The 19,745-nt window shown below is 72.7% G+C and carries 17 protein-coding genes; 8 read left to right on the top strand and 9 right to left on the bottom strand.

Translation table 11 applies throughout. The features are described from left to right. Positions 1 to 6 precede the first annotated feature (6 nt). Entirely contained in the window at positions 7 to 780 is a 774-nt protein-coding gene (locus ABTY15_RS08665; protein ID WP_350578295.1) for an SDR family oxidoreductase, read from the top strand. A gap of 120 nt (positions 781 to 900) precedes the next feature. On the opposite strand, the gene fahA is transcribed toward ABTY15_RS08665, so the two are convergent. The 5 genes from fahA to ABTY15_RS08690 all read right to left on the bottom strand — a co-directional run bounded on the left by fahA (position 901) and on the right by ABTY15_RS08690 (position 7,123). Further along, positions 901 to 2,121: a fumarylacetoacetase gene (fahA, locus tag ABTY15_RS08670; protein WP_350578298.1), complete on the bottom strand. Its 1,221-nt coding sequence runs from the start codon at positions 2,119 to 2,121 to the stop codon at positions 901 to 903. Next, a complete protein-coding gene (locus tag ABTY15_RS08675; protein WP_350578301.1) occupies positions 2,118 to 2,984 on the bottom strand; it encodes a hypothetical protein in 867 nt (288 codons plus the stop codon). Before ABTY15_RS08675 ends, fahA begins: the two co-directional genes overlap by 4 nt. Further along, positions 2,981 to 4,183, bottom strand: a complete 1,203-nt coding sequence (locus ABTY15_RS08680; RefSeq protein WP_350578304.1) for a homogentisate 1,2-dioxygenase — start codon at positions 4,181 to 4,183, stop codon at positions 2,981 to 2,983. The genes ABTY15_RS08675 and ABTY15_RS08680 overlap by 4 nt, the downstream gene beginning before the upstream one ends. A 115-nt stretch (positions 4,184 to 4,298) precedes the next feature. Beyond that, entirely contained in the window at positions 4,299 to 5,513 is a 1,215-nt protein-coding gene (gene hppD / locus ABTY15_RS08685; RefSeq protein WP_350578307.1) for a 4-hydroxyphenylpyruvate dioxygenase, read from the bottom strand. A 218-nt stretch (positions 5,514 to 5,731) separates the two neighbouring features. Further along, on the bottom strand, positions 5,732 to 7,123 hold the full coding sequence (locus ABTY15_RS08690; protein WP_350578310.1) for a phosphoribosyltransferase family protein: 1,392 nt from the start codon (positions 7,121 to 7,123) through the stop codon (positions 5,732 to 5,734). Between the two features lie 266 nt (positions 7,124 to 7,389). Between ABTY15_RS08690 and ABTY15_RS08695 the strand changes: the two genes are divergently transcribed. From ABTY15_RS08695 to ABTY15_RS08710, 4 genes are all read left to right on the top strand, one after another. Then, positions 7,390 to 7,809 (top strand): hypothetical protein, encoded by a 420-nt coding sequence (locus tag ABTY15_RS08695; RefSeq protein ID WP_350578313.1) that lies wholly within the window; start codon positions 7,390 to 7,392, stop codon positions 7,807 to 7,809. Continuing rightward, the gene (locus ABTY15_RS08700) at positions 7,806 to 8,216 is read left to right on the top strand and encodes a pirin family protein (RefSeq protein WP_350578315.1); all 411 of its coding nucleotides are present in this window, start codon (positions 7,806 to 7,808) and stop codon (positions 8,214 to 8,216) included. The genes ABTY15_RS08695 and ABTY15_RS08700 overlap by 4 nt, the downstream gene beginning before the upstream one ends. A 97-nt stretch (positions 8,217 to 8,313) precedes the next feature. Then, positions 8,314 to 9,000 (top strand): cupin domain-containing protein, encoded by a 687-nt coding sequence (locus tag ABTY15_RS08705; RefSeq protein WP_350578318.1) that lies wholly within the window; start codon positions 8,314 to 8,316, stop codon positions 8,998 to 9,000. Between the two features lie 184 nt (positions 9,001 to 9,184). Further along, entirely contained in the window at positions 9,185 to 9,367 is a 183-nt protein-coding gene (locus ABTY15_RS08710) for a hypothetical protein (protein WP_350578321.1), read from the top strand. 176 nt (positions 9,368 to 9,543) lie between these two features. On the opposite strand, the gene ABTY15_RS08715 is transcribed toward ABTY15_RS08710, so the two are convergent. Then, positions 9,544 to 11,865 carry a GAF domain-containing sensor histidine kinase gene (locus tag ABTY15_RS08715; protein WP_350578324.1) on the bottom strand — a complete coding sequence of 774 codons (2,322 nt, stop codon included), beginning with the start codon at positions 11,863 to 11,865 and terminating at the stop codon, positions 9,544 to 9,546. 232 nt (positions 11,866 to 12,097) lie between these two features. On the opposite strand from ABTY15_RS08715, the gene ABTY15_RS08720 reads away from it, so the two are divergent. Further along, positions 12,098 to 12,793 carry a response regulator gene (locus tag ABTY15_RS08720; protein WP_350578327.1) on the top strand — a complete coding sequence of 232 codons (696 nt, stop codon included), beginning with the start codon at positions 12,098 to 12,100 and terminating at the stop codon, positions 12,791 to 12,793. A gap of 90 nt (positions 12,794 to 12,883) precedes the next feature. Here ABTY15_RS08720 and ABTY15_RS08725 read toward each other — a convergent pair whose 3' ends face one another. Continuing rightward, the gene (locus ABTY15_RS08725; protein ID WP_350578717.1) at positions 12,884 to 14,584 is read right to left on the bottom strand and encodes an acyl-CoA dehydrogenase family protein; all 1,701 of its coding nucleotides are present in this window, start codon (positions 14,582 to 14,584) and stop codon (positions 12,884 to 12,886) included. A gap of 168 nt (positions 14,585 to 14,752) precedes the next feature. Further along, entirely contained in the window at positions 14,753 to 15,310 is a 558-nt protein-coding gene (locus ABTY15_RS08730; protein ID WP_350578334.1) for a PadR family transcriptional regulator, read from the bottom strand. 186 nt (positions 15,311 to 15,496) lie between these two features. On the opposite strand from ABTY15_RS08730, the gene ABTY15_RS08735 reads away from it, so the two are divergent. Further along, on the top strand, positions 15,497 to 15,967 hold the full coding sequence (locus ABTY15_RS08735; RefSeq protein WP_350578336.1) for an SPW repeat protein: 471 nt from the start codon (positions 15,497 to 15,499) through the stop codon (positions 15,965 to 15,967). Between the two features lie 97 nt (positions 15,968 to 16,064). Here the strand turns inward: ABTY15_RS08735 and ABTY15_RS08740 are convergent, their stop codons facing one another. After that, on the bottom strand, positions 16,065 to 17,465 hold the full coding sequence (locus ABTY15_RS08740) for a class II fumarate hydratase (RefSeq protein ID WP_350578338.1): 1,401 nt from the start codon (positions 17,463 to 17,465) through the stop codon (positions 16,065 to 16,067). A gap of 298 nt (positions 17,466 to 17,763) precedes the next feature. Here ABTY15_RS08740 and ABTY15_RS08745 point away from each other — a divergent pair, with 298 nt between their 5' ends. Then, a complete protein-coding gene (locus tag ABTY15_RS08745; RefSeq protein WP_350578341.1) occupies positions 17,764 to 19,686 on the top strand; it encodes a cholesterol oxidase substrate-binding domain-containing protein in 1,923 nt (640 codons plus the stop codon). Positions 19,687 to 19,745: the final 59 nt, after the last annotated feature.

The raw sequence follows: 19,745 nt of genomic DNA on the forward strand, positions 1-19,745 counted from the left end.
CCTGCCATGGGTGCGTACGGGCTTCGGGGCAAGACCGCGCTGGTCACGGGCGGCAGCAGGGGGATCGGTCGGGCCATCGCGCGCCGGCTCGGGCGGGACGGCGCCACCGTGGCGATCGGCTACGTCCGCGACGAGGCGGCGGCCGGTGAGGTGGTGGCGGGCATCCGCGCCGACGGTGGACGGGCGTTCGCGGTGCGGGCCGAACTCGGCCGGCACGGCGACGCGGCCGCGCTGTGGGCGGCCTTCGACGCCGGGATCGGGGCGCACGCGCCGGACGGCGGAGTGGACATCATCGTGAACAACGCCGGGATCGGGCGCAGTTCGGACCTCGAGTCGCTGACCGAGGAGGACTTCGACCAGGTCTTCGCCGTCAACGTCCGCGCGCCGTTCTTCGTGGTGCAGCACGGGCTGAAACGGCTACGGGACGGCGGCCGGATCGTCAACATCTCCAGCGGTGCCGCCCGGCTCGCCATGCCGGAGATCATCGCCTACGGCGCGACCAAGGGGGCGCTGGACACCTTCACACTCAACCTCGCCAAGCAGCTCGGGCCGCGCGGGATCACCGTGAACTCGGTCGCGCCCGGCATCGTGGACACCGACGTCAACGCCGGGTGGCTGCGCGGCAACGAGGAGGCGCAGGCCTACGCGGCCTCGGTCGCCGCGCTCGGCCGGGTCGGGCAGCCGACGGACATCGCGGACATCGTCGCCTTCCTCGCCTCCGACGACGCGCGCTGGGTGACCGGGCGGGTCGTCGACGCCACGGGGGGCGCGGGGCTGTAGGTGGGAAAACAGATGGCAGCTGACAGATGATGAAATCTGTCAGCTGTCATCTGTCGGCTGTCATCTGTTACTCGCCGACGCTGCTCGCGGCGGCCCTGCGCCCCCGCCGCCGGCTCCGCGCTACGCCCCGACCCGGCCCGCGACCTCGCCGAAGCCCACGACGGTCCCGTCCGGGCCCGGCGCGGTGGCGGTGATGACGACCTCGTCGCCGTCCTCCAGGAAGGTGCGCGTCGTCCCGTCCGGGAGCTTCAGCGGCTCCTCGCCGTTCCAGGTCAGCTCGATCAGCGCGCCCCGGGTGTCCGGCTCGGGCCCGCTGACGGTGCCCGAGGCGAACAGGTCGCCGGTGCGCAGCGAGGCGCCGTTGACGGTCATGTGGGTGAGCTGCTGCTGCGCCGTCCAGTACATGGAGGCGAACGGCGGGCGGGAGACCAGGTGGCCGTTGAGCCGGATCTCCATCGCCAGGTCCAGGCCCCACGGCTCGCCGCCGCGGTCGTCCAGGTACGCCAGCGGCTCGACGTCCCGCTCCGGCGGGCTGACCCGGGCGTGTTGCAGTGCGTCCAGCGGGACGATCCACGGCGAGACCGAAGTCGCGAACGACTTGCCGAGGAACGGGCCGAGCGGCACGTACTCCCAGGCCTGGATGTCGCGCGCCGACCAGTCGTTGACCAGGCAGACGCCGAACACGTGCTCGCGGAAGTCGTCCAGCACGACCGGGCGCCCCAGCTCCGACGGCGTGCCGACGACGAAGCCGACCTCGGCCTCGATGTCCAGCCGGCGGGTCGGGCCGAAGGTCGGCACAGCGTCGGCGGGCGCCTTGCGCTGCCCGTGCGGGCGCACCACCGGCGTGCCCGACACGACGACGGTGCCGGACCGGCCGTGGTAACCGATCGGCAGGTGCTTCCAGTTGGGTGTGAGCGCCTCGCCGCCCGGGCGGAAGATCCGGCCCAGGTTGGTGGCGTGGTGCTCGGAGGCGTAGAAGTCGACGTAGTCGGCGACCTCGAACGGCAGGTGCAGCCGGACCTCGCCGACCGGCAGCAGCGCCGGGGAGAGCGCCGCCCGGAAGGACTCGTCCGTCAGCCAGTCGGTCAGGTCGGCCCGCACCTGCGTCCAGACCGAACGCCCCGCCGCCATCAGGGGGTTGAGCGAGTCCGCGTCCAGCAGGACGGACGGCGCCCCGGCCGCGCGGGCGGCCGCACCGGCGTCCAGCACGAAGTCCCCGATGCGCACGCCGATCCGGCGCCGCCCGGGCTGGTCGTCGGCGGTGAAGACGCCGTACGGCAGGTTGTGCACGCCGAACGGCGAGTCCTGGGCGCTGGCGAGCCAGCTGCGGGGGGTGCTCAACGGTCCTCCTGGGGCAGTGGACTGGGCGACAGCAGGCCGAGCGCGGCCAGGTCGTCCAGGGGTTCGGCGATGCTGCAGGTGCCGAACGCGGTGAACGAGTTGCGGATCACCGTAACCTGACGGTCGTCCAGCGCGCGGACGGCCTTGGCGAGGACCTCGCCGTCGCGTTCCGCCAGCACCGCTGCGGCGGCGGACCGGTCGGTCTCCTGCGCGGCGAGCAGCACGTTCAGGAAGCCGTGGTGCTCGAAGCCGGTGACCGGATCGGTGTGTCGGACGGCGTGGTGCAGCCCGGCCGTGCACTTGTACGGCAGGCCGCGCTGCGCGCAGCCGGTGAGGAAGCCGGCCAGCTCCTCCTCGCCCGGGAAGGCGTCCGCGGCCAGCCCGCCGGTGCGGAACTTCGCCCGGTACGCGCTGTCGACCAGGACGTCCAGCGTCTCGTCCAGCCCGTCGCCGCGCAGGAGTTCACGCGGCAGCTCGACGGCGGCCGGCACGTCCGGCGGCAGCAGCCGGTCCAGTTCGGCGACGGCCTCGCGGGCGTCCCGGGTGGCCAGCTCGACACCGGCCACCTCGAACGGCGCGGCGGCGGCGAGGGCCGGGGCGAGCTCCGCGCTGCCCCCCGGCAGCACGAGCCCGACCCGCAGCGGCGCGCCGTCGGCCGCCGAAGAGGCGGTCGCGGCGGCCAACTCGCCCAGCCGGCCCGCCCCGCAGAGGAGCGGCCCGACCGCGTCGGCGTACCAGGCAGTGCGGTGGGCGCGGTGCGCGGGCACCGCCTCGGCGAGCGGCAGGTTCCCCGGCGGGAACACCGCCGCGTCGTCGAAGAGCCCGGCGAACAGGCCGTGCCAGGCCCCGGTGATCACGCTCATCGACCGGGCCCCCGACCGGCCCAGGTCCACGCGTAGTTGCCGTCCTCGCTGGCCCGGCCGCCCTCGCCGAGCTCCAGCGGGCGGAACGTGTCCACCATGACGGCGAGTTCGTCGAAGAAGTCCACGCCGATGCTGCGCTCGTACGCGCCCGGCTGCGGCCCGTGGGTGTGCCCGCCGGGGTGCAGCGAGATCGAACCCTGGCCGATGCCCGAGCCCTTGCGGGCCGCGTAGTCGCCGCCGCAGTAGAACATGACCTCGTCGCTGTCCACGTTGGCGTGGTAGTACGGCACCGGGATCGACAGCGGGTGGTAGTCCACCTTGCGCGGCACGAAGTTGCAGATCACGAAGTTCTGCCCCTCGAACACCTGGTGGGCCGGCGGCGGCTGGTGGATCCGGCCGGTGATCGGCTCGTAGTCCTTGATGTTGAAGGCGTACGGGTACAGGCAGCCGTCCCACCCGACCACGTCGAAGGGGTGGTGCGGCACGGTGTAGCGGGTGCCCGAAATCCCGTTCGGGCCACGGTGCTTGACCAGCACGTCGACGTCCCCGGGGGTGTCGACGAGCAGCGGGCCGACCGGGCCGCGGAAGTCCCGCTCGCAGTACGGCGCGTGCTCCAGCAGCTGGCCGTACTTGGAGAGGAAGCGCTTGACCGGGGTGATGTGGCTGTTCGCCTCGATGCAGTACGCGCGCAGCGGCTCGTCCCCGGACGGCACCCAGCGGTGGGTGGTGGCCCGCGGGATGATCACGTAGTCGCCCTGGCCGACCTCGATCGAGCCGAAGACCGTCTCGACCGTGCCCGTACCGGACTCGATGTACACGCACTCGTCGCCGAGCCCGTTGCGGTACAGCTCGCTCGGCGCCCCGGCGGCGACGTACGAGATCCGCACGTCCGCGTTGCCGAGGACCAGGCGGCGGCTCGCCACGACGTCCGCGGACTTCCACTCCTGGCCCGCGAACAGCTCGTGCAGCTTGAGGTGGCGGGGGAGCAGGGGGTGGTTGGGCACCGTCGACTGGTCCGGCAGCTCCCACGGCACCGCGTTCACCACGGCCGACGGGATGCCCCGGTGGTAGAGCAGCGAGGAGTCCGAGGAGAACCCCTCCTCACCCATCAACTCCTCGTAGTACAGCCCGCCTTCGGGTGTGCGGTGCTGGGTGTGCCGCTTGGGCGGGATGCTGCCCAGCTGCCGGTAGTACGCCATCTCCCTGCTCCTCCTCGACCGGGTACGGCCGACCGCGCCGGTGGCCCGTGCGGTTCGACCGTACCCAGAGTGTCCCGCTGTTTCCCGCGGTGTCCCGCTCAGACTTCCCCGGCGGTCACAGGTTGCCGCGGGCGTCCTGCTCGCGCTCGATCGCCTCGAACAGCGCCTTGAAGTTGCCCTTGCCGAAGCCCAGCGAACCGTGCCGCTCGATGAACTCGTAGAAGACGGTCGGACGGTCGCCGATCGGCTTGGTGAAGATCTGCAGCAGGTAACCGTCCTCGTCCCGGTCGACCAGGATGCCGCGCTTCTTCAGCTCGTCGATGTCCACCCGCACCTTGCCGATCCGGGCGCGCAGCTCCGGGTCGTCGTAGTACGAGTCCGGGGTGTTGAGGAACTCCACGCCGCGCGAACGCAGCACGTCCACGGTGGTGAGGATGTCGTTGGTGGCAAGCGCCATGTGCTGGCAGCCGGGGCCGGTGTAGAACTCCAGGTACTCGTCGATCTGGGACTTCTTCTTGGCGATCGCCGGCTCGTTGAGCGGGAACTTCACCCGGTGGTTGCCGCTGGCGACGACCTTGGACATCAGCGCGGAGTAGTCGGTGGCGATGTCGTCGCCGACGAACTCGGCCATGTTCACGAAGCCCATGACGCGGTTGTAGAACGAGACCCACTCGTCCATCTTGCCCAGCTCGACGTTGCCGACCGCGTGGTCGAGGGCCTGGAACAGGCGCTTCGGCGAGCCCTCCGGGTGCTTGACCCGGCTCTCCGCGGCGATGTAGCCCGGCAGGTACGGGCCGCTGTAGCGGGAGCGGTCGATCAGGGTGTGGCGGGTCTCGCCGTAGGTGGCGATGGCGGCGCGGCGCACGGTGCCGTGCTCGTCCGAGACGTCGTTCGGCTCCTCCAGGACGGTGGCGCCGGTCGCGCGGGCGTGCTCGATGCACTTGTCGACGTCCGGCACCTCCAGCGCCAGGTCGACGACGCCGTCGCCGTGGCGGCGGTGGTGGTCCAGCAGCGGGCTGTCCGGCAGCACACCGCCCTTGATCACGAAGCGGCAGGAGCCGGAACGGAGCACGAAGGCCTTGCGGTCCCGGCGGCCGGTCTCCGGGCCGGAGTAGGCGACCAGCTCCATGCCGAACACGGCCTGGTAGAACTGGGCCGTCTGGGTGGCGTTGCCGACCACGAACACGACCGCGTCCTGGGCGGTCACCGGGAACGGGTCGGTGGCCGGGTCGTGCTCGACGAGGCCGACGAGGCGGCGGAGCTGGTCGGCGTCGAGACCGGCCGCGCGCTCCTCGGGGGTCAGCTCAAGGGCGTGGGACTGCGTGGTCATCGGTCGTTCCTCCATGTTGGGCCTCGGCTCTGAGGCATCCGCTCGCCGTGGATGGGTGGGACGGTGCGGCTGAGCGCAGAGCTTGCTCCTGTCGGGATGGTTGGGCAACAGGTCGGGATTTCGCTGTTCAATGTGTACAAGCCGACCAGGAAATCAGGGGTCCGGCTGGGCAAAATGCGCTGCACTCCGGGGTTGATTCACGATGTGTGCATAACCGGTCAGCCCATGCCGCCGTCGTCGCTGCCGGTGCCGTCCGAGCGGGTGCCGGAGCCGTCTGGGCGGGTGCCGGTGCCGGTGCCGTCCGGGCCGGCGAGGTGGCGCAGGAACCAGTCCCCGGCCAGCTCGGAGACCCGGTCCAGGGTGCCGGGCTCCTCGAACAGGTGGCCCGCGTGCGGCACCACCGCCAGTTCACTCTCGCAGCGCAGCCGCGTCCGCGCCCGCCGGTTGAGCTCGATCACCGTGCCGTCCAGGCCGCCGACCACGAGCAGCGTCGGCGCGATCACCCGGGCCAGGGCGTCCGGCCCGGCCAGGTCGGGCCGCCCGCCCCGGGACACCACCGCGCCGACGGCCCGGCCCAGCTCCGCGGCGGTGTGCAGCGCGGCGGCCGCGCCGGTACTGGCGCCGAACAGGCCGAGCGGCAGCGCGCCGGTCTCCGCCAGGGCGCCCGGCCGCCCGCAGACCGCGGTCAACCGGGAGCCGAGCAGCTCCACGTCGAAGACGTTCCGCCGGTCCTCCTCCTCGGCCTCGGTGAGCAGGTCGAACAGCAGCGTCGCCAGCCCGGCCCGGTTCAGGTACCGGGCGACGTGCCGGTTGCGCGGGCTGTGCCGGCCGCTGCCGCTGTCGTGCGCGAACACCACCAGGCCCCGCGCACCCGCCGGGACGGTCAGGTGCCCCGCCAGCCGGACCCCGGCGGCCGCCAGCGCCAGCTCACGGTCCACGGCGACCGGGGCGGGCGGCCGCCCGCCCCGGGCCTCGGCCAGCAGCCGCAGCACCTCGTCGTCCCCGGTCTGCGAGAAGTCGTCGTAGAACTCGCCGATCGCGAAGAACGGCGACGGCATGCCGACGCAGATCAGCTCGTCCGCGACCTCCGACAGCCGCTCCGTCCAGTCCCTCGGCGCCACCGGCACCGCCAGCACCACCCGGGCCGCGCCCCGGGCCCGGGCGATCAGGCAGGCGGCCCGCGCCGTCGAACCGGTCGCGATGCCGTCGTCCACCACGAGCACGGTGCGGCCGCGCAGATCGGCCGCCGGACGGTCACCCCGGTAGCGGCGCGCCCGCCGCGCCAGCTCGGCCCGCTCCTGCCGCTCCACCTCGGCCAGCTGCTGGTCGGTGATCCCGGCCAGACGCATCACGTCGTCGTTGAGCACGCGTACGCCGTCCTCGCCGATCGCGCCCATGCCCAGCTCCGGCTGGTACGGCACGCCCAGCTTGCGGATCACGCAGATGTCCAGCGGCGCGCCGAGCGCCGCCGCCACCTCGGCCGCCACCGGCACCCCGCCGCGGGGCAGCGCCACCACCACGGTGCCGGGTCCGGCCAGATGTCCCAGGTGGGCGGCCAGACGGCGGCCCGCGTCGGTGCGATCGGTGAAGTGGGTACCGGTGACGTGCATGACACGGCCTCCGCGTTCCACCGTACGCCGTTGCGGGGTGGGCCGTTGTGCCGTATGCGGGGGAGCGGTCGGGCGAGCGGTCGGGAGTGGGCCGGGACGGGGCTGGGACGGGGCCGGGACCGGGCCGGGAGCCGGCAGGGACAAGGCCGGGAACGGGTCGGGAAGGGGAGGGGACGAGGCCCCCGTGTGGCCGGGACAACGGGCGGCGCACGGTTGGTCGCAGAGGCGGACCGCCGGGCCCGCCCGCGACCGGAAGGAACCCCGAAATGCCGGGCACCGTCATCACCGACCTGCGGCAACGCGGCGCGGTCGACCCCGGCCGCCTGCTCTCGGGCCCGCTGCGCGTCGTCGGACTCCAGTGGCTCGAACCCGGCCACAGCGCCGAGGTGACCTCCGACGGCGTCGAGCACGCGCTCTACGTCACCGCCGGCTCCGGCCTGGCCTCCGCCCCCGAGGAGGCCCTCCGGGACGGCGCCGACGACAGCGGCATCCCGCTGGTCCAGGACACCGCCGTCGTCCTCCCGCTCGGCTCCCGCACCGTCCTCACGGCCGGTACGGCCGGGCTGGAGTACTTCCACGCCGTCCTCGCCGTCCCGGCGGGCGCGGTGGCCGGGGACCCGGACAGCACCGAGGCCCCGAACTCCCCGGACTCTCCGGAATCCCCGAACGGAGGTGAACCCAGGTGATCGTCACCACCGACAGCGGCTCCGCCATGGTCCTCCTCGGCCCGAACAGCGAACGCGTACGGGTCCGTTCCCTCGCCAGGCGCTCCATGCTCGCGAGCGCCTGCGAGTCCTTCGACCACCTGCGGCTGAGCCCCGGAGCCCACCACGTCCTGACCGGCCGGCCCGATACCGAGACCGTCCTGCACGTCCTGCGCGGAGCCGCCGTCGTCGGCCAACTCTCCGGCAAACCGGACTACTTGGCCTCGGACGGCGACCTCCTGCTGGCCCGCAGGGGCCATGCGCTCCACCTGGAGGCCGGACCGCTCGGCGTGGAACTGCTCTGCCTCACCCTCGCGGCGCCCCACCGCACCGCCGGCACCCGGGCCGCCCTGGCCCGGCGCCGCGCCGAGCGCCGCAACCGGCCGTGACCCCCCAGCCGCGACCGGCCGGCCGCGATCACTCAGTCATCGTGATCAACTGGCCGCAACAACAAGCCTGTTACCAACCGAACGGAGGGGATCCGGCGTGATCCTCGTCCCTGCTGCCGTCCCCCGCACCGCGCCCGCGTTCCAACGGCTCATCGACCCCGGGCAGCGCCCGTCCGTCCTCGGCGCACTGACCGTCGAAGTCCTGCCGCCCGGCGTCCACGTCGAGCAACGACCCTGCGAGGAAGCCGAGTTCGTCACCGTGGTGCTCTCGGGGCGCCTGCGTGCCGACGGTCGGATCCTCTCCCCGGGCGAGGTGCTGCACCACCGGCCCGGCAGTGACTGCCGGTTCACCGCCGTGCGCGGGGCACCGACCGCGCTGCTCACCGTCCGACCGGTCGCGACGGTCTCACCGGTCGCCGCGGGCGCCAACATCCCCTCCCAGCGCGCCGGTTCGCTCGCGGTCGACAGTGGCGCGCGGGTGAGCGTGGACACCGTCACCTTCGCCCCGGGCGACGGCTACGAGCCGCCCGCGGACCCGGGTGCGGACGTCTTCCTGGTGCTCCTCTCGGGCGCCGCCACGGTCCTCGGTGAGGACGGCGCGAGGTCTCTCTTCCCCGGCGACCTGGTCTACGTCCGGGCGGGCGAGCGGCACGGCTTCCGGGCCGGTCCGCGTGGACCGGTCACCGCCGTCCTGGGCCGGATCGTGGCCACCGCCGACACCGCCGACACCGCCGACACCGCCGACACCGTTCGGTCCGTACTGGCCCGCAACGAACTGCACTGACCCGCACTGACCTGCACTGACCTGCACCGACGTGCACCGACGACTCGCCGTTCCATCCGGCCGACACCGTTTCTGGGACCGGAATGGGACGGCGGGCCCATGCATCCGGGGCGTACCGGTACGCATGGTGGATGCAAGGCGATCGACCGGATCGGTCGCTCGAAAGATTCAGGAGAACCACCCCATGGCAACGAACACCGCGACCAAGGCGCTCTGCCTGGCCTCGGCTCTGGCCGGCGCGATCGCCTCAGCCGTCGCCTTCAAGAACGCTTGTGCCGCCGCGGCGCCCAAGCCCGGCAAGCCGGCCGCCAAGTCGCCGGAGCCGACCCGCTGCACCAGCGGCCAACCGGACTGCGGCGGGCCGTGACCCTCACCGAGAAGTGAAGCCCGTGGCGGCGAACCCGTCACCGATTCCCCTCAGGCCCCCGGTACCGCCAGTGCCGGGGGCCTTCGGCATGCTCGGCCGGTTCACTCGCAGCGGGTATATCTGCGGCCGGTTCACCCGTAGCCGGTTCACTCGCGGACGGTTCACCCGTAGCCGGTTCACCCGACGGCGCGCCCGTCGGTGGCCGCACCGGCAGCGGGTGTGCGCGGCAGCACGGCCACCACCTGGGTGCCGTGCGCGCTCCGGAGCGGCTCCACCGTGCAGCGTCCACCGATCTCCGCCGCCCGGTCCGCCATCGAGCGCAGACCGACGCCGCCGTTTCCGAACCCGTCGTTTGCGACCCCGCCGTTTCCGCGTGCGCCGTCCGCATCGGGAGTCCGCCGTTCCGTGCCCTCCCCCGTCGGCCCCTCGCCGCCCACCCCCACCCCGTCGTCGCGCACGGTCAGCGTGAGCGCCTGCGCGTCGACCCGCACCGTCACGCGTGCGGTACGGGCCTGGGCGTGGCGCAGGACGTTGTTCAGCGCCTCGGCGGTGATCCGGTAGGTGGCCACTTCCACCGCCGCCGGCAGTTCGGGCAGCGGGTCGGGGTCCAGGTCGGCGGTGACGGTGAGTTCGCTGCCGCCGAAGGCGGTGGCCAGCTGCTGGAGCGCCCTGGTCAGCCCGAACTCGCGCAGCGGGGCCGGTCCCAGCCGGTCGGTGATCCGGCGGACCTCCTTGATCGCCATCGCGAGGTCGCCCGAGATCCCGCGCAGCGTGTCGCCCAGTTCCTCGCCCCCGCCCCTGCCCCTGCCCCCGCCCCCGCCCCCGCCCCCGGAGCCGGAGTCGGAGCCGGCGACGGAGGCGGCGTTGTCGACCCGCAGCCGCAGCCCGGCCAGGGCGGGCCCGAGTCCGTCGTGGATGTCCCGGCGCAGCCAGCGCCGCTCCTCCTCGCGGGCGGCGACGATCTGTTCCCGGCTGGCCTGGAGGTCCTCCTGGAGCCGCAGGGACGCGACTGCGGGCGAGGCCTGGTCGGCCAGCGAGCGCAGGATGTCGACGTCACTGGCGTCCAGCTCCGTCTCGCCTTCCCGCAGCCCGACCGTCAGTTCGCCGATCGGCGAGCCGTGGTGGACGAGCGGGAAGTCCCGGCGCTGCCCGTCCAGTCGGCCCACGGTGGCCAGCGGGCGCTGTCCGGCCCGGGTGCTGACGGTGAGGGCGACGCCGGGCAGTCGCAGTTCCTCCGCGACCGTCGCACACAGCTCGGCCGGCAGCCGCTGCGGGTCGGCGACCTGCCGGACCTGGCCTGCCAGGGTTCGCAGCACTTGGTAGGGGTGGGCGCGCTCGCCGTAGTAGAGCCGGTCGATCAGGGAGACCGCCCAGCGGGTGGCCGTGGGCAGGCCGGCGCCGAGCACGAAGACCAGCCCGATCAGCAGCAGGGCCGCTCCGCTGTGCCCGGGCACCAGCCAGTCGGACAGTACGGTCGCGAGCAGCACGAAGATCGTGAGGAAGCCGGTGGCCAGCAGCAGCCCGACCAGCGCGTTGCGGGCCGCCCGGTCGAGCCGCCAGCCGCCGTCGCGGATCACCAGGTAGGCGACGGCGACGGCCCAGACCGCGCCGGCGGTGGAGAAGAGCGCGAGGCTCAGCCAGTACGAGTCCTGGTAGTTGCGGGTGTAGAAGTCCTGCATCCCGGCGAGGAACAGGTACGCGCCCAGCAGCCCGGCCAGGTGAGCCCGGCGTCGCGGCGTCGCGCTGGTGCCCGCGCCAGTGCTCGGGCCCGTGCCCGTGCTCGGGCCCGTGCCCGTGTCGGGTGCCGGCTGGTGCGGCAGCCGTACCAGGCGCACCAGCAGGACCGTCGCCGGGACGGCGATCAGCAGGTAGTTGACCGGCGGGTACACGTCGTGCAGCCGGGCGGCGAGGTGCCAGAAGAAGGATCCCGGTGCGGCGCCGGCCAGCGGGTTCGGGTGGCCGAAGGCGTTGACGCGGTTCAGGAACCAGAGGTTGTCGGGGAGTTCCCAGAGCGCGACCGCGCCGATGTACCACCACCAGCGGCGCCCGGTCAGCCGCCCGGAGGGGAGCCAGAGCGGCAGGACGTAGAACAGCGTCGCGCTGACCACGTCGCACACCGCGCGCAGCACCACCGTCGCGGCCACGATGCCGGGGGCGGACACCTCCACCCACACCGGCGCGGAGGCCGCGTTGGGCAGGATCAGCGTGAGCCCGTACAGCAGCATCACCCAGCCGAGCGGACTGCCCGGCCGGTGGGCGTGCAGCAGCATCCCGGCACCGGCGCTGGGCAGCGCGTAGATCAGGACGCTGAGTTCGTTGCGCGCGTACGTCACGGTGGGGTCGCCGAGGTGGACCAGCACGTAGCAGGCCCACAGCACGGAGACGACCAGGCAGACCGAGGTGACGGTCGCGGCGGCCGCGAGCTGGCGCTGGGCGTACGAACGGACCGGTGCAGGCCGGGCGGGCACGCCGGGGCGGAGGGACGTCACCGTGATCATGGCACCTCGCAGCAGGACGAAGCCGGCGGAACGGATCCCGATCGGCCGACCGGCCGAGGGGGTACGCCGGGCGCTTTGACCCAGTCTCGACGGCCGGATGTCCCGGACGCATGAGGCACGGGTCTCGCATCCCGGCCGGGACCACCCGGTCCGTGGCCTGCCCGATCCAGGACCGCGACTCCCCGAGCATGTCACGGAAAGTCACGAGATCATCGCTGGTAGTGTCGGCCGGGTGGATGAACAGCTGCCGGAGGCACCCCCGGACCGGGCCGACGACGCCTCGCCCGTCCGTGTACTGATCGTCGACGATCACCCCCTCTTCCGGGAGGGGCTCAAGGCGGCGCTGGAGAGCGCCGAGGGCGTCACCGTGGTGGCCGAGGCCGAGCGGGTCTCGGACGTGCCGGAGGTGGTCGCCCGGTGCCTGCCGAGCGTGGTGGTCATGGACCTCTCGCTGCCCGACGGCTCCGGGCTGGAGGCCGTGCGCCGGCTCTCCACGCGGGAGCACGCGCCGCCGGTGCTGATGCTGACCATGTCGGACGACGACGGCAACCTGCTCGCGGCGCTCCAGGCCGGCGCGCGCGGCTACCTGGTCAAGGGCGCCGGGCGGGAGGAGGTGCTGCACGCGGTACGGACGGTCGCGGCCGGCGGCGCCGTCTTCGGCGGCGAGGTGGCGGGCCGGATCACCGCACTGCTGGCGGGCGCCCGGATGCGCGAGGCCGGGCAGCTCTTCCCCGAGCTCACCGCCCGCGAGGCCGAGGTGCTGGACCTCGTCGCGCGCGGCCTGGACAACCGGCGGATCGCCCGCGAGCTGGTGGTCGCGGAGAAGACGGTCCGCAACCACGTCACCCACATCTTCGAGAAGCTGCACGTCGCCACGCGCGCCGAGGCGGTCGCCCGGGCGCGCGACATGGGCCTCGGCGACGGCTGACGCGCCGCCCGGCCCGCCGCCGCCCGACGCACCCGGGGGTGCCGGTCCGCCGACCGGCACCCCCGGGGGTCCTGCTCCGCGTCGCCGCGGCTACGGCTGCATCTCGTACGCGCCGGACAGCGCCTCGACCCGCGCCCACACCTTCGCCGCGCGCTCCGCGTCCGCGACCGGCCGGCGGACGTTCGCCAGCGCCCAGGCGGCCTGCTCCTCGGTCGTCGAGGCCTTGCCGTGCAGCTCGGTCGCGTGCGCGGAGAAGTCCCGGACCAGCGCGTCGAAGATCTGGTCCAGCACGTCCGCGTCCAGACCGGTGAGCTCCGCCTGCTCCAGCACCAGCTGGCCGTAGACGATCAGGGCGAACAGCTGGCCGATCTCCAGCAGGAAGTCCAGGTCCGCCTGCTGCTCCTTGCTCGGCGCGTGCGTGAGCAGCAACTCGCAGAAGCCGTCGGCCTGTTCGCGGAAGCGGGCGACGTTCGGCAGCTGCGCGTGGCGGTCGTACGCGGCGCGCCAGTCGTGGAAGCGGATCGCGCCGAGGCCGCGGGCCGGGCCCTGACGGAACAGGAAGGCGTCGTCGGCGGCGTCCAGCCGGCTCGGCACCGGGGCGTAGTCCGCCGGGGCGAACAGGTAGTTGCCCATGAACTTGAGGATCAGCGCCAGGTTGACGTGGACGGTGCCCTCCAGCTTCGGCAGGCCGCGGATGTCCTTCGCCGCCTTGTCGAAGTAGGTGTCCGCCTCGAAGCCCTTGGCCGCGATGACGTCCCACATGAGGTCGATGACCTTCTCGCCCTCGGTGGTGACCTTCATCTTGGTCATCGGGTTGAACAGCAGGTAGCGGCGGTCCTCGGGGGAGGCGCTGCGGAAGTAGTCCACGGCCCGCGCGCTGAACAGCTTCATCGCCACGAGGCGGGCGTACGCGTCGGTCAACTCGCGCCGCACGTGCGGGAAGTCGGTGACCCGCTTGCCGTACAGCACCCGGTTCTGGGCGTGCGTGACCGCCTCGTACATCGCGTGCTCGCAGATGCCGACCGAAGCCGTGCAGAGGTTGAACTTGCCGACGTTGACGGTGTTCAGCGCGGCGTCGAAGGCGGCCTGGCCGGTGTGCAGCACGTCCTCGGCGCGCACCGGGTAGTCCTCCAGGCGGAACTCGCTGACGTACATCTGGGCGTTGACCACGTTCTTCACCAGGTGGTACGCCTCGTGACGGCTGTCGGCGGCGAAGAAGACGTAGCCCTCGGGGCCCTCGACGTCCGAGCGGCGGCCGAACACCGAGACCAGGCCGGCCACGTTGCCGTTGCCGATGTAGTACTTGGAGCCGGTTGCGGTGAAGCCGCCCTCGCCGTCCGGGGTGAGGATCATGTCGGTGGAGTAGATGTCGGCGCCGTGCGTGCGCTCGGAGAGGCCGAACGCCATCACGTGACCCTCCGTCAGGAGGCGGGCGGCGCGGGCCCGGACGGCCTCGTTGTCGCTCTGCCACACCGGCCCGAGGCCGAGGATGGTGACCTGCCAGGTGTACCAGTAGCCGAGGCCGTAGAAGCCCAGGATCTCGTTCAGCTCGGCGATCCGCGCGGTGTCCCAGCGCTTGTCGGCGTCGGCCGACGAGGGGGTCAGGAACTCGGCGAACAGGCCTTCCTTGGCGGCGAATTCGAGGAAGTCGGCGTACCAGGTGCGGTCGATGTAGGTGTCGAGGAGCGCCTTCTTGCCGCGGGACTCGAACCAGTCCACGGTCGCGCGCAGCAGCCGACGGGTCGGCTCGTCGAACTGCGCGGGGTCGTACGAACGCGGGTTGAAGAGCATCACGGGCTCCCGGGGGTCGAGGGTGGTGGGTCGGCGGCTGGGCACGGGTGGGGCCGAGCGGGGGTGGCGGCTGACGGGTGACGGATGACGGCCGACAGATAACAGATAACAGATTTCAGAGTCTGTTACCTGTCATCTGTTATCCGTCATCCGCCACTTGTCGGCCCGTCAGGGCCGCCGGGTGTCGGCGGCGAGGCGGCGCAGGGTGGCGAGCACGTCTTCGAGCCAGGCGAGGGTCATCCGCTCGTACTCGATGCCGCCGCGCAGCACCACGTGCTGGAGCTCCTGCCGGGTGTCCAGCGAGGTGAGGTCGGGGAAGTCGCGCTGCTCGCCGTGCAGGTAGCGGGAGAGCAGGGCGGCGTGTCCGTCCCGGTGGCGTTCGACCTCGGAGATCAGCGCGGCCGGGTCGTCGAAGGCGGCGGCGCGGATCTTGACCGCGAGTTCGTGTCGGACGGTCTCCGGTTCGACCGGTTCGCGCAGCCATCCGGCCAGCGCGACCCGGCCGGCCTCCGCGGCCGAGTACACCTTCTTGTCCGGCCGGCCGTCCTGGGCGACCGGCTCGGCGGCGATCCAGCCGTCCGCCTCCATCCGCCGCAGCACCCGGTAGATCTGCTGGTGGGTGGCGGTCCAGAAGCGGCCGATGGAGCGGTCGAAGCGCCGGGCCAGCTCGTAGCCGGAACCGGGTTGCTCCAGCAGTGAGACGAGGATCGCGTGCTCCAGTGCCATGTCCGGCATCCTGCTATGCAACGAGTTGCATAGGCAATGGGCCCCGGGAACGGTGAGACGCAGGTCACCGGCGTGATCGGATGGTTATCGATCATTTCGGACAATTGAGTGCGAAGCGTTAGATAAGCGCCAGAATGGGTACGGGGCAACCGCCTTCCATGTTCCGGACCACAGGAGGTGGTATCGGTGGCAACCCATATGCCCACCGGCATGGAGCACCACCCGGACATCGTCGAACTCCGGGAGCACTACGAGCGGGTCACCTCGACCCCCCGCGCCCAGGGCGTCGAAGCCCTGGCCGTACTGGCCGGTCTCTTCCTGGCGGCATCGCCATGGATCGTCGGCTTCTTCGCCTTCACCACGCTGACCGTGACCTGCCTGATCGTGGGTCTGGCCTACTGCCTGCTGATGGCGGGATACGGATCGGCCTACGAACGCACACACGCGAGGGCCTGGGCGGCAGCAGCGCTCGGCCTCTGGACGATCATCTCCCCCTGGGCCGTCTCCGGACTGCCCGCGAAGGGCAAGAACATCACCACCTGCGTCATCACCGGTGCCGTGATGTTCCTGCTCGGACTCGCGGCGATCTCGATGGCCACGATCACGTCGAACGGAGCAGCGATGCGGCTCGGCCGGGCCGGCCGAGCGAAGGGCTGATCTTCCCCGCAGCCCGAGCCCGGGGCGTGGAGGGCCCAACCACCCTCCGCGCCCCGGCGCACGGCCCCCGCGCACCGCCCCCGGGGACTTGCGGGCGTTACGGGTGGGTCATCCGCAGCACGTCCAGCGCCTCGTCCAACTGCGCACTCGTGAGCAGGCCCTGCTCCAGGTAGCCGCGTTCCAGCACGACCTGGCGGATCGTCTTGCGCTCGGCCAGCGCCTGCTTGGCGACCTTCGCGGCCTCCTCGTACCCGATGTACCGGTTCAGCGGGGTGACCACAGACGGCGAGGACTCGGCGTACTCCCGGGCCCGTTCGACATTGGCGGTGATGCCGTCCACCGTCCGGTCCGCGAGCAGCCGGGCGCTGTTGGCGAGCAGGCGCACCGACTCCAGCACGTTGCGGGCGATCACCGGGAGCATCACGTTCAGCTCGAAGTTGCCGCTCGCGCCGGCCAGCGTGACCGTCGCGTCGTTGCCGACCACCTGGGCGGCGACCATCAGCACCACCTCGGGCAGCACCGGGTTCACCTTGCCCGGCATGATCGACGAACCGGGCTGCAGATCCGGCAGGTTGATCTCGCCCAGACCGGTGCGCGGGCCAGAGCCCATCCACCGCAGGTCGTTCGCGATCTTCGTGAACCCGACCGCCACCGTCCGCAGTTGGCCGCTCAGCTCGACCAGGGCGTCCCGCGCGCCCTGCGCCTCGAAGTGGTCCCGGGCCTCGGTCAGCGGCAGGCCGGTGGTGCGCGCCACCTCCTCGATCACCGCCGCCGGGAACCCGGGCGGCGTGTTGATGCCGGTGCCCACCGCCGTACCGCCGAGCGGCAGTTCGGCGACCCGGGGGAGCGTCGCCAGCAGCCGCTCCCGCCCGTGCCGCACCTGCGCCGCGTACCCGCCGAACTCCTGGCCGAGGGTGACCGGGGTGGCGTCCATCAGGTGCGTCCGGCCCGACTTGACCACCTGCGCGAACTCGGCGGCCTTGCGCTCCAACGCCTCCGCCAGGTGCTCCAGCGCCGGGATCAGGTCGTGCGTGACGGCGGCGGTGGCCGCGATGTGGATCGAGGACGGGAACACGTCGTTGGACGACTGACTGGCGTTGACGTGGTCGTTCGGGTGCACCGGCCGGCCCAGCCGCTCGGTGGCCAGGGTGGCGATCACCTCGTTGGTGTTCATGTTCGACGAGGTGCCCGAGCCGGTCTGGAACACGTCCACCGGGAACTCCCCGTCCCAGCGCCCCTCGGCGACCTCCTCGGCCGCCGCCGCGACCGCCGCCGCGGTCTCCTCGTCCAGCACGCCCAGCCGGGCGTTCACCCGGGCCGCCGCCGCCTTGATCCGGGCCAGCGCGGCGATGTGTGCGCGCTCCAGCCGCTGCCCGGACACCGGGAAGTTCTCCACGGCGCGCTGCGTCTGCGCCTGCCACTTCGCGGCGGCCGGCACCCGGACCTCGCCCATCGAGTCGTGCTCGATCCGGTACTCCTGCTCCTGCACGTCACCCATCGCGCGCTGCACCTCCTGAACGGGCCGGGACGGCCCCGGCTCCGAGCGGTCTTCGATCACCACAGCCGCGCGGAGGCCCCGGGTATTTCCGCCGGCCTCCGGTCCGGTCACGCTTCGGTTCGTTCCGGCGCGGTTCGTTCCGTCGAGCGTTCATTCCGGGGAGGTTCATTCCGTCGACCTTGATCACTCGAACGGGTGAGAAATCGCGGGGGCGCTTCAAACGGCCGTACGCCGCTTCGTACGCTCCTGCCCGGACGATCACCACGGGGGGCGGACACATGACCAAGGGGGCGGACAGATGACCACAGGACGCGGCGCGGCCGGAACCGGCCGGCAGGACCCTGCGGGCGGACTCACCAGGCGGCAACTGCTCGGCGCGTCGGCGGCCCTCGGCGGCGCGGCCTGGCTGCTGCGCGGCACCATCGGCCCGGACAGCGCCGAGGCCACCACCCCCGTACCGCCCGGCCTGCCCGCCGGCACCGAGCTGTACCAGCGGGTGTTCCAGAACTGGTCCGGCGAGATCCGCACCGACCAGCTGTGGACCTGCGCACCGCGCACCGCCGAGGAGGTCCCCGCGCTCGCCGACTGGGCCCACGCCAACGGCTGGCGACTGCGCGCCACCGGCTACCGGCACACCTGGGCGCCGCTCACCGTCGCCAACGGGACCCCGGACAGTGCCCGCGTCCTCCTCGTCGACACCAGCCGGTACCTCACCGCGATCGCCGCCGACTCGCCGACCACCGTCCGGGTCCAGACCGGCGCCACCATGGAGGATCTGCTCGCCCACCTGGCCGGTCGGGGCCTCGGCCTGACCGCCTGCCCGGCCCCCGGCGAGCTCACCGTCGGCGGGGTGCTCGCGATCGGCGGCCACGGCACCGCGGTACCCGCCACCGGCGAACTGCGGCCGGACGGCGACGGCTACGGCTCGGTCAGCAACCAGGTCGTCCGGCTCACCGCCGTCGTCCTCGACCCGGCCACCGGTCGGTACACGCTGCGCACCTTCGACCGGGCCGAGGCCGACAGCGCCGCCTTCCTGGTGCACCTGGGCCGGGCGTTCCTCACCGAGGTCGTCCTGCGGGCGGGCGCCGACCGGCCGCTGCGCTGCGTCAGCCGCCTCGACATCCCGGCGAGCGAACTCTTCGCCCGCCCCGGCAGCGGCACGGGCGGGACGAGCGGCACCGACGGCGGCGGACTCCTCGGTGGCATCCTGGGCGGCGTGACGGGCGTGCTGACGGGCGGCGGCGGCCCGCGCACCTTCGCCGAGTTCGTCGACCGGGACGGCCGCGCCGAGGCGATCTGGTTCGCCTACACCGACTACCCCTGGCTCAAGACCTGGAGCGTCACCCCGGCCAAGCCGCTCGCCTCCCGGGCCGTCGACCAGCCCTACAACTACCCCTTCTCGGACAGCGTTCCGGAACCGGTCGCCCGGCTCGCCGGCCAAATCGTCGCCGGCGCCTGGGGATCGGCCCCGCTGTTCGGCCAACTCCAGTATCTCATCGCGAAAGTGGCGCTCACCGGAGACCTCACGGACGTCCTGCTCTCCGGCGGACTCCTGCGCGACCTTCTCTCCGGCGACCTGATCACCCACCTCCTCGCCGGCGGCCTGCGCTCCGACCTCTGGGGCCCCTCGCGCACCCTGCTCCAGTACGTCCGCCCCACCACCCTGCGGGTCACCGCGAACGGCTACGCCGTCCTCACCCGGCGCGCCGACCTCCAGTGGGTGGTCGGCGAATTCGCCGCCTACTACCGGCAGTTGCTCGCGGACTACCAGGCCCGGGGCGAGTACCCGGTGAACGGCGCGGTGGAGATCCGGGTCACCGGACTGGACGACCCCGGCTACGTCGGGGTCCCCGGCGCCCGGCCGCCGCTGCTGTCCGCGCTGCGCCCGCGCCCGGACCGCCCCGACTGGGACACCGCCGTCTGGCTCGACGTCCTAGCCTTCCCCGGCACCCCCGGCCTGGAACGCTTCGCCCGCGACCTGGAGCAGTGGCTGCTGCGGACCTTCGACGGCACCCGGGCCGGTCTGCGCGTCGAGTGGTCCAAGGGCTGGGCCTACACCGCCGACGCCGCCTGGGCCGACCCGGACCTGCTCGGCCGGGTCATTCCGGCGAGCCTGCGTGACGGCGGTGGTCCCGGCTGGGACGAGGCGGTCGCCGTCCTGGACCGGCACGACCCGCACCGGGTGTTCGGAAACCCCTTCCTGGACGGGCTGTTGAAGTAGTCCCCGGAGGTTCGGGCCGGGCGTCCGGCGGTCCGTCAGGCCGCCGGACGTGCTCTCGA

This window comes from Kitasatospora sp. NPDC097643 (assembly GCF_040302625.1).
Classification (GTDB): domain Bacteria; phylum Actinomycetota; class Actinomycetes; order Streptomycetales; family Streptomycetaceae; genus Kitasatospora.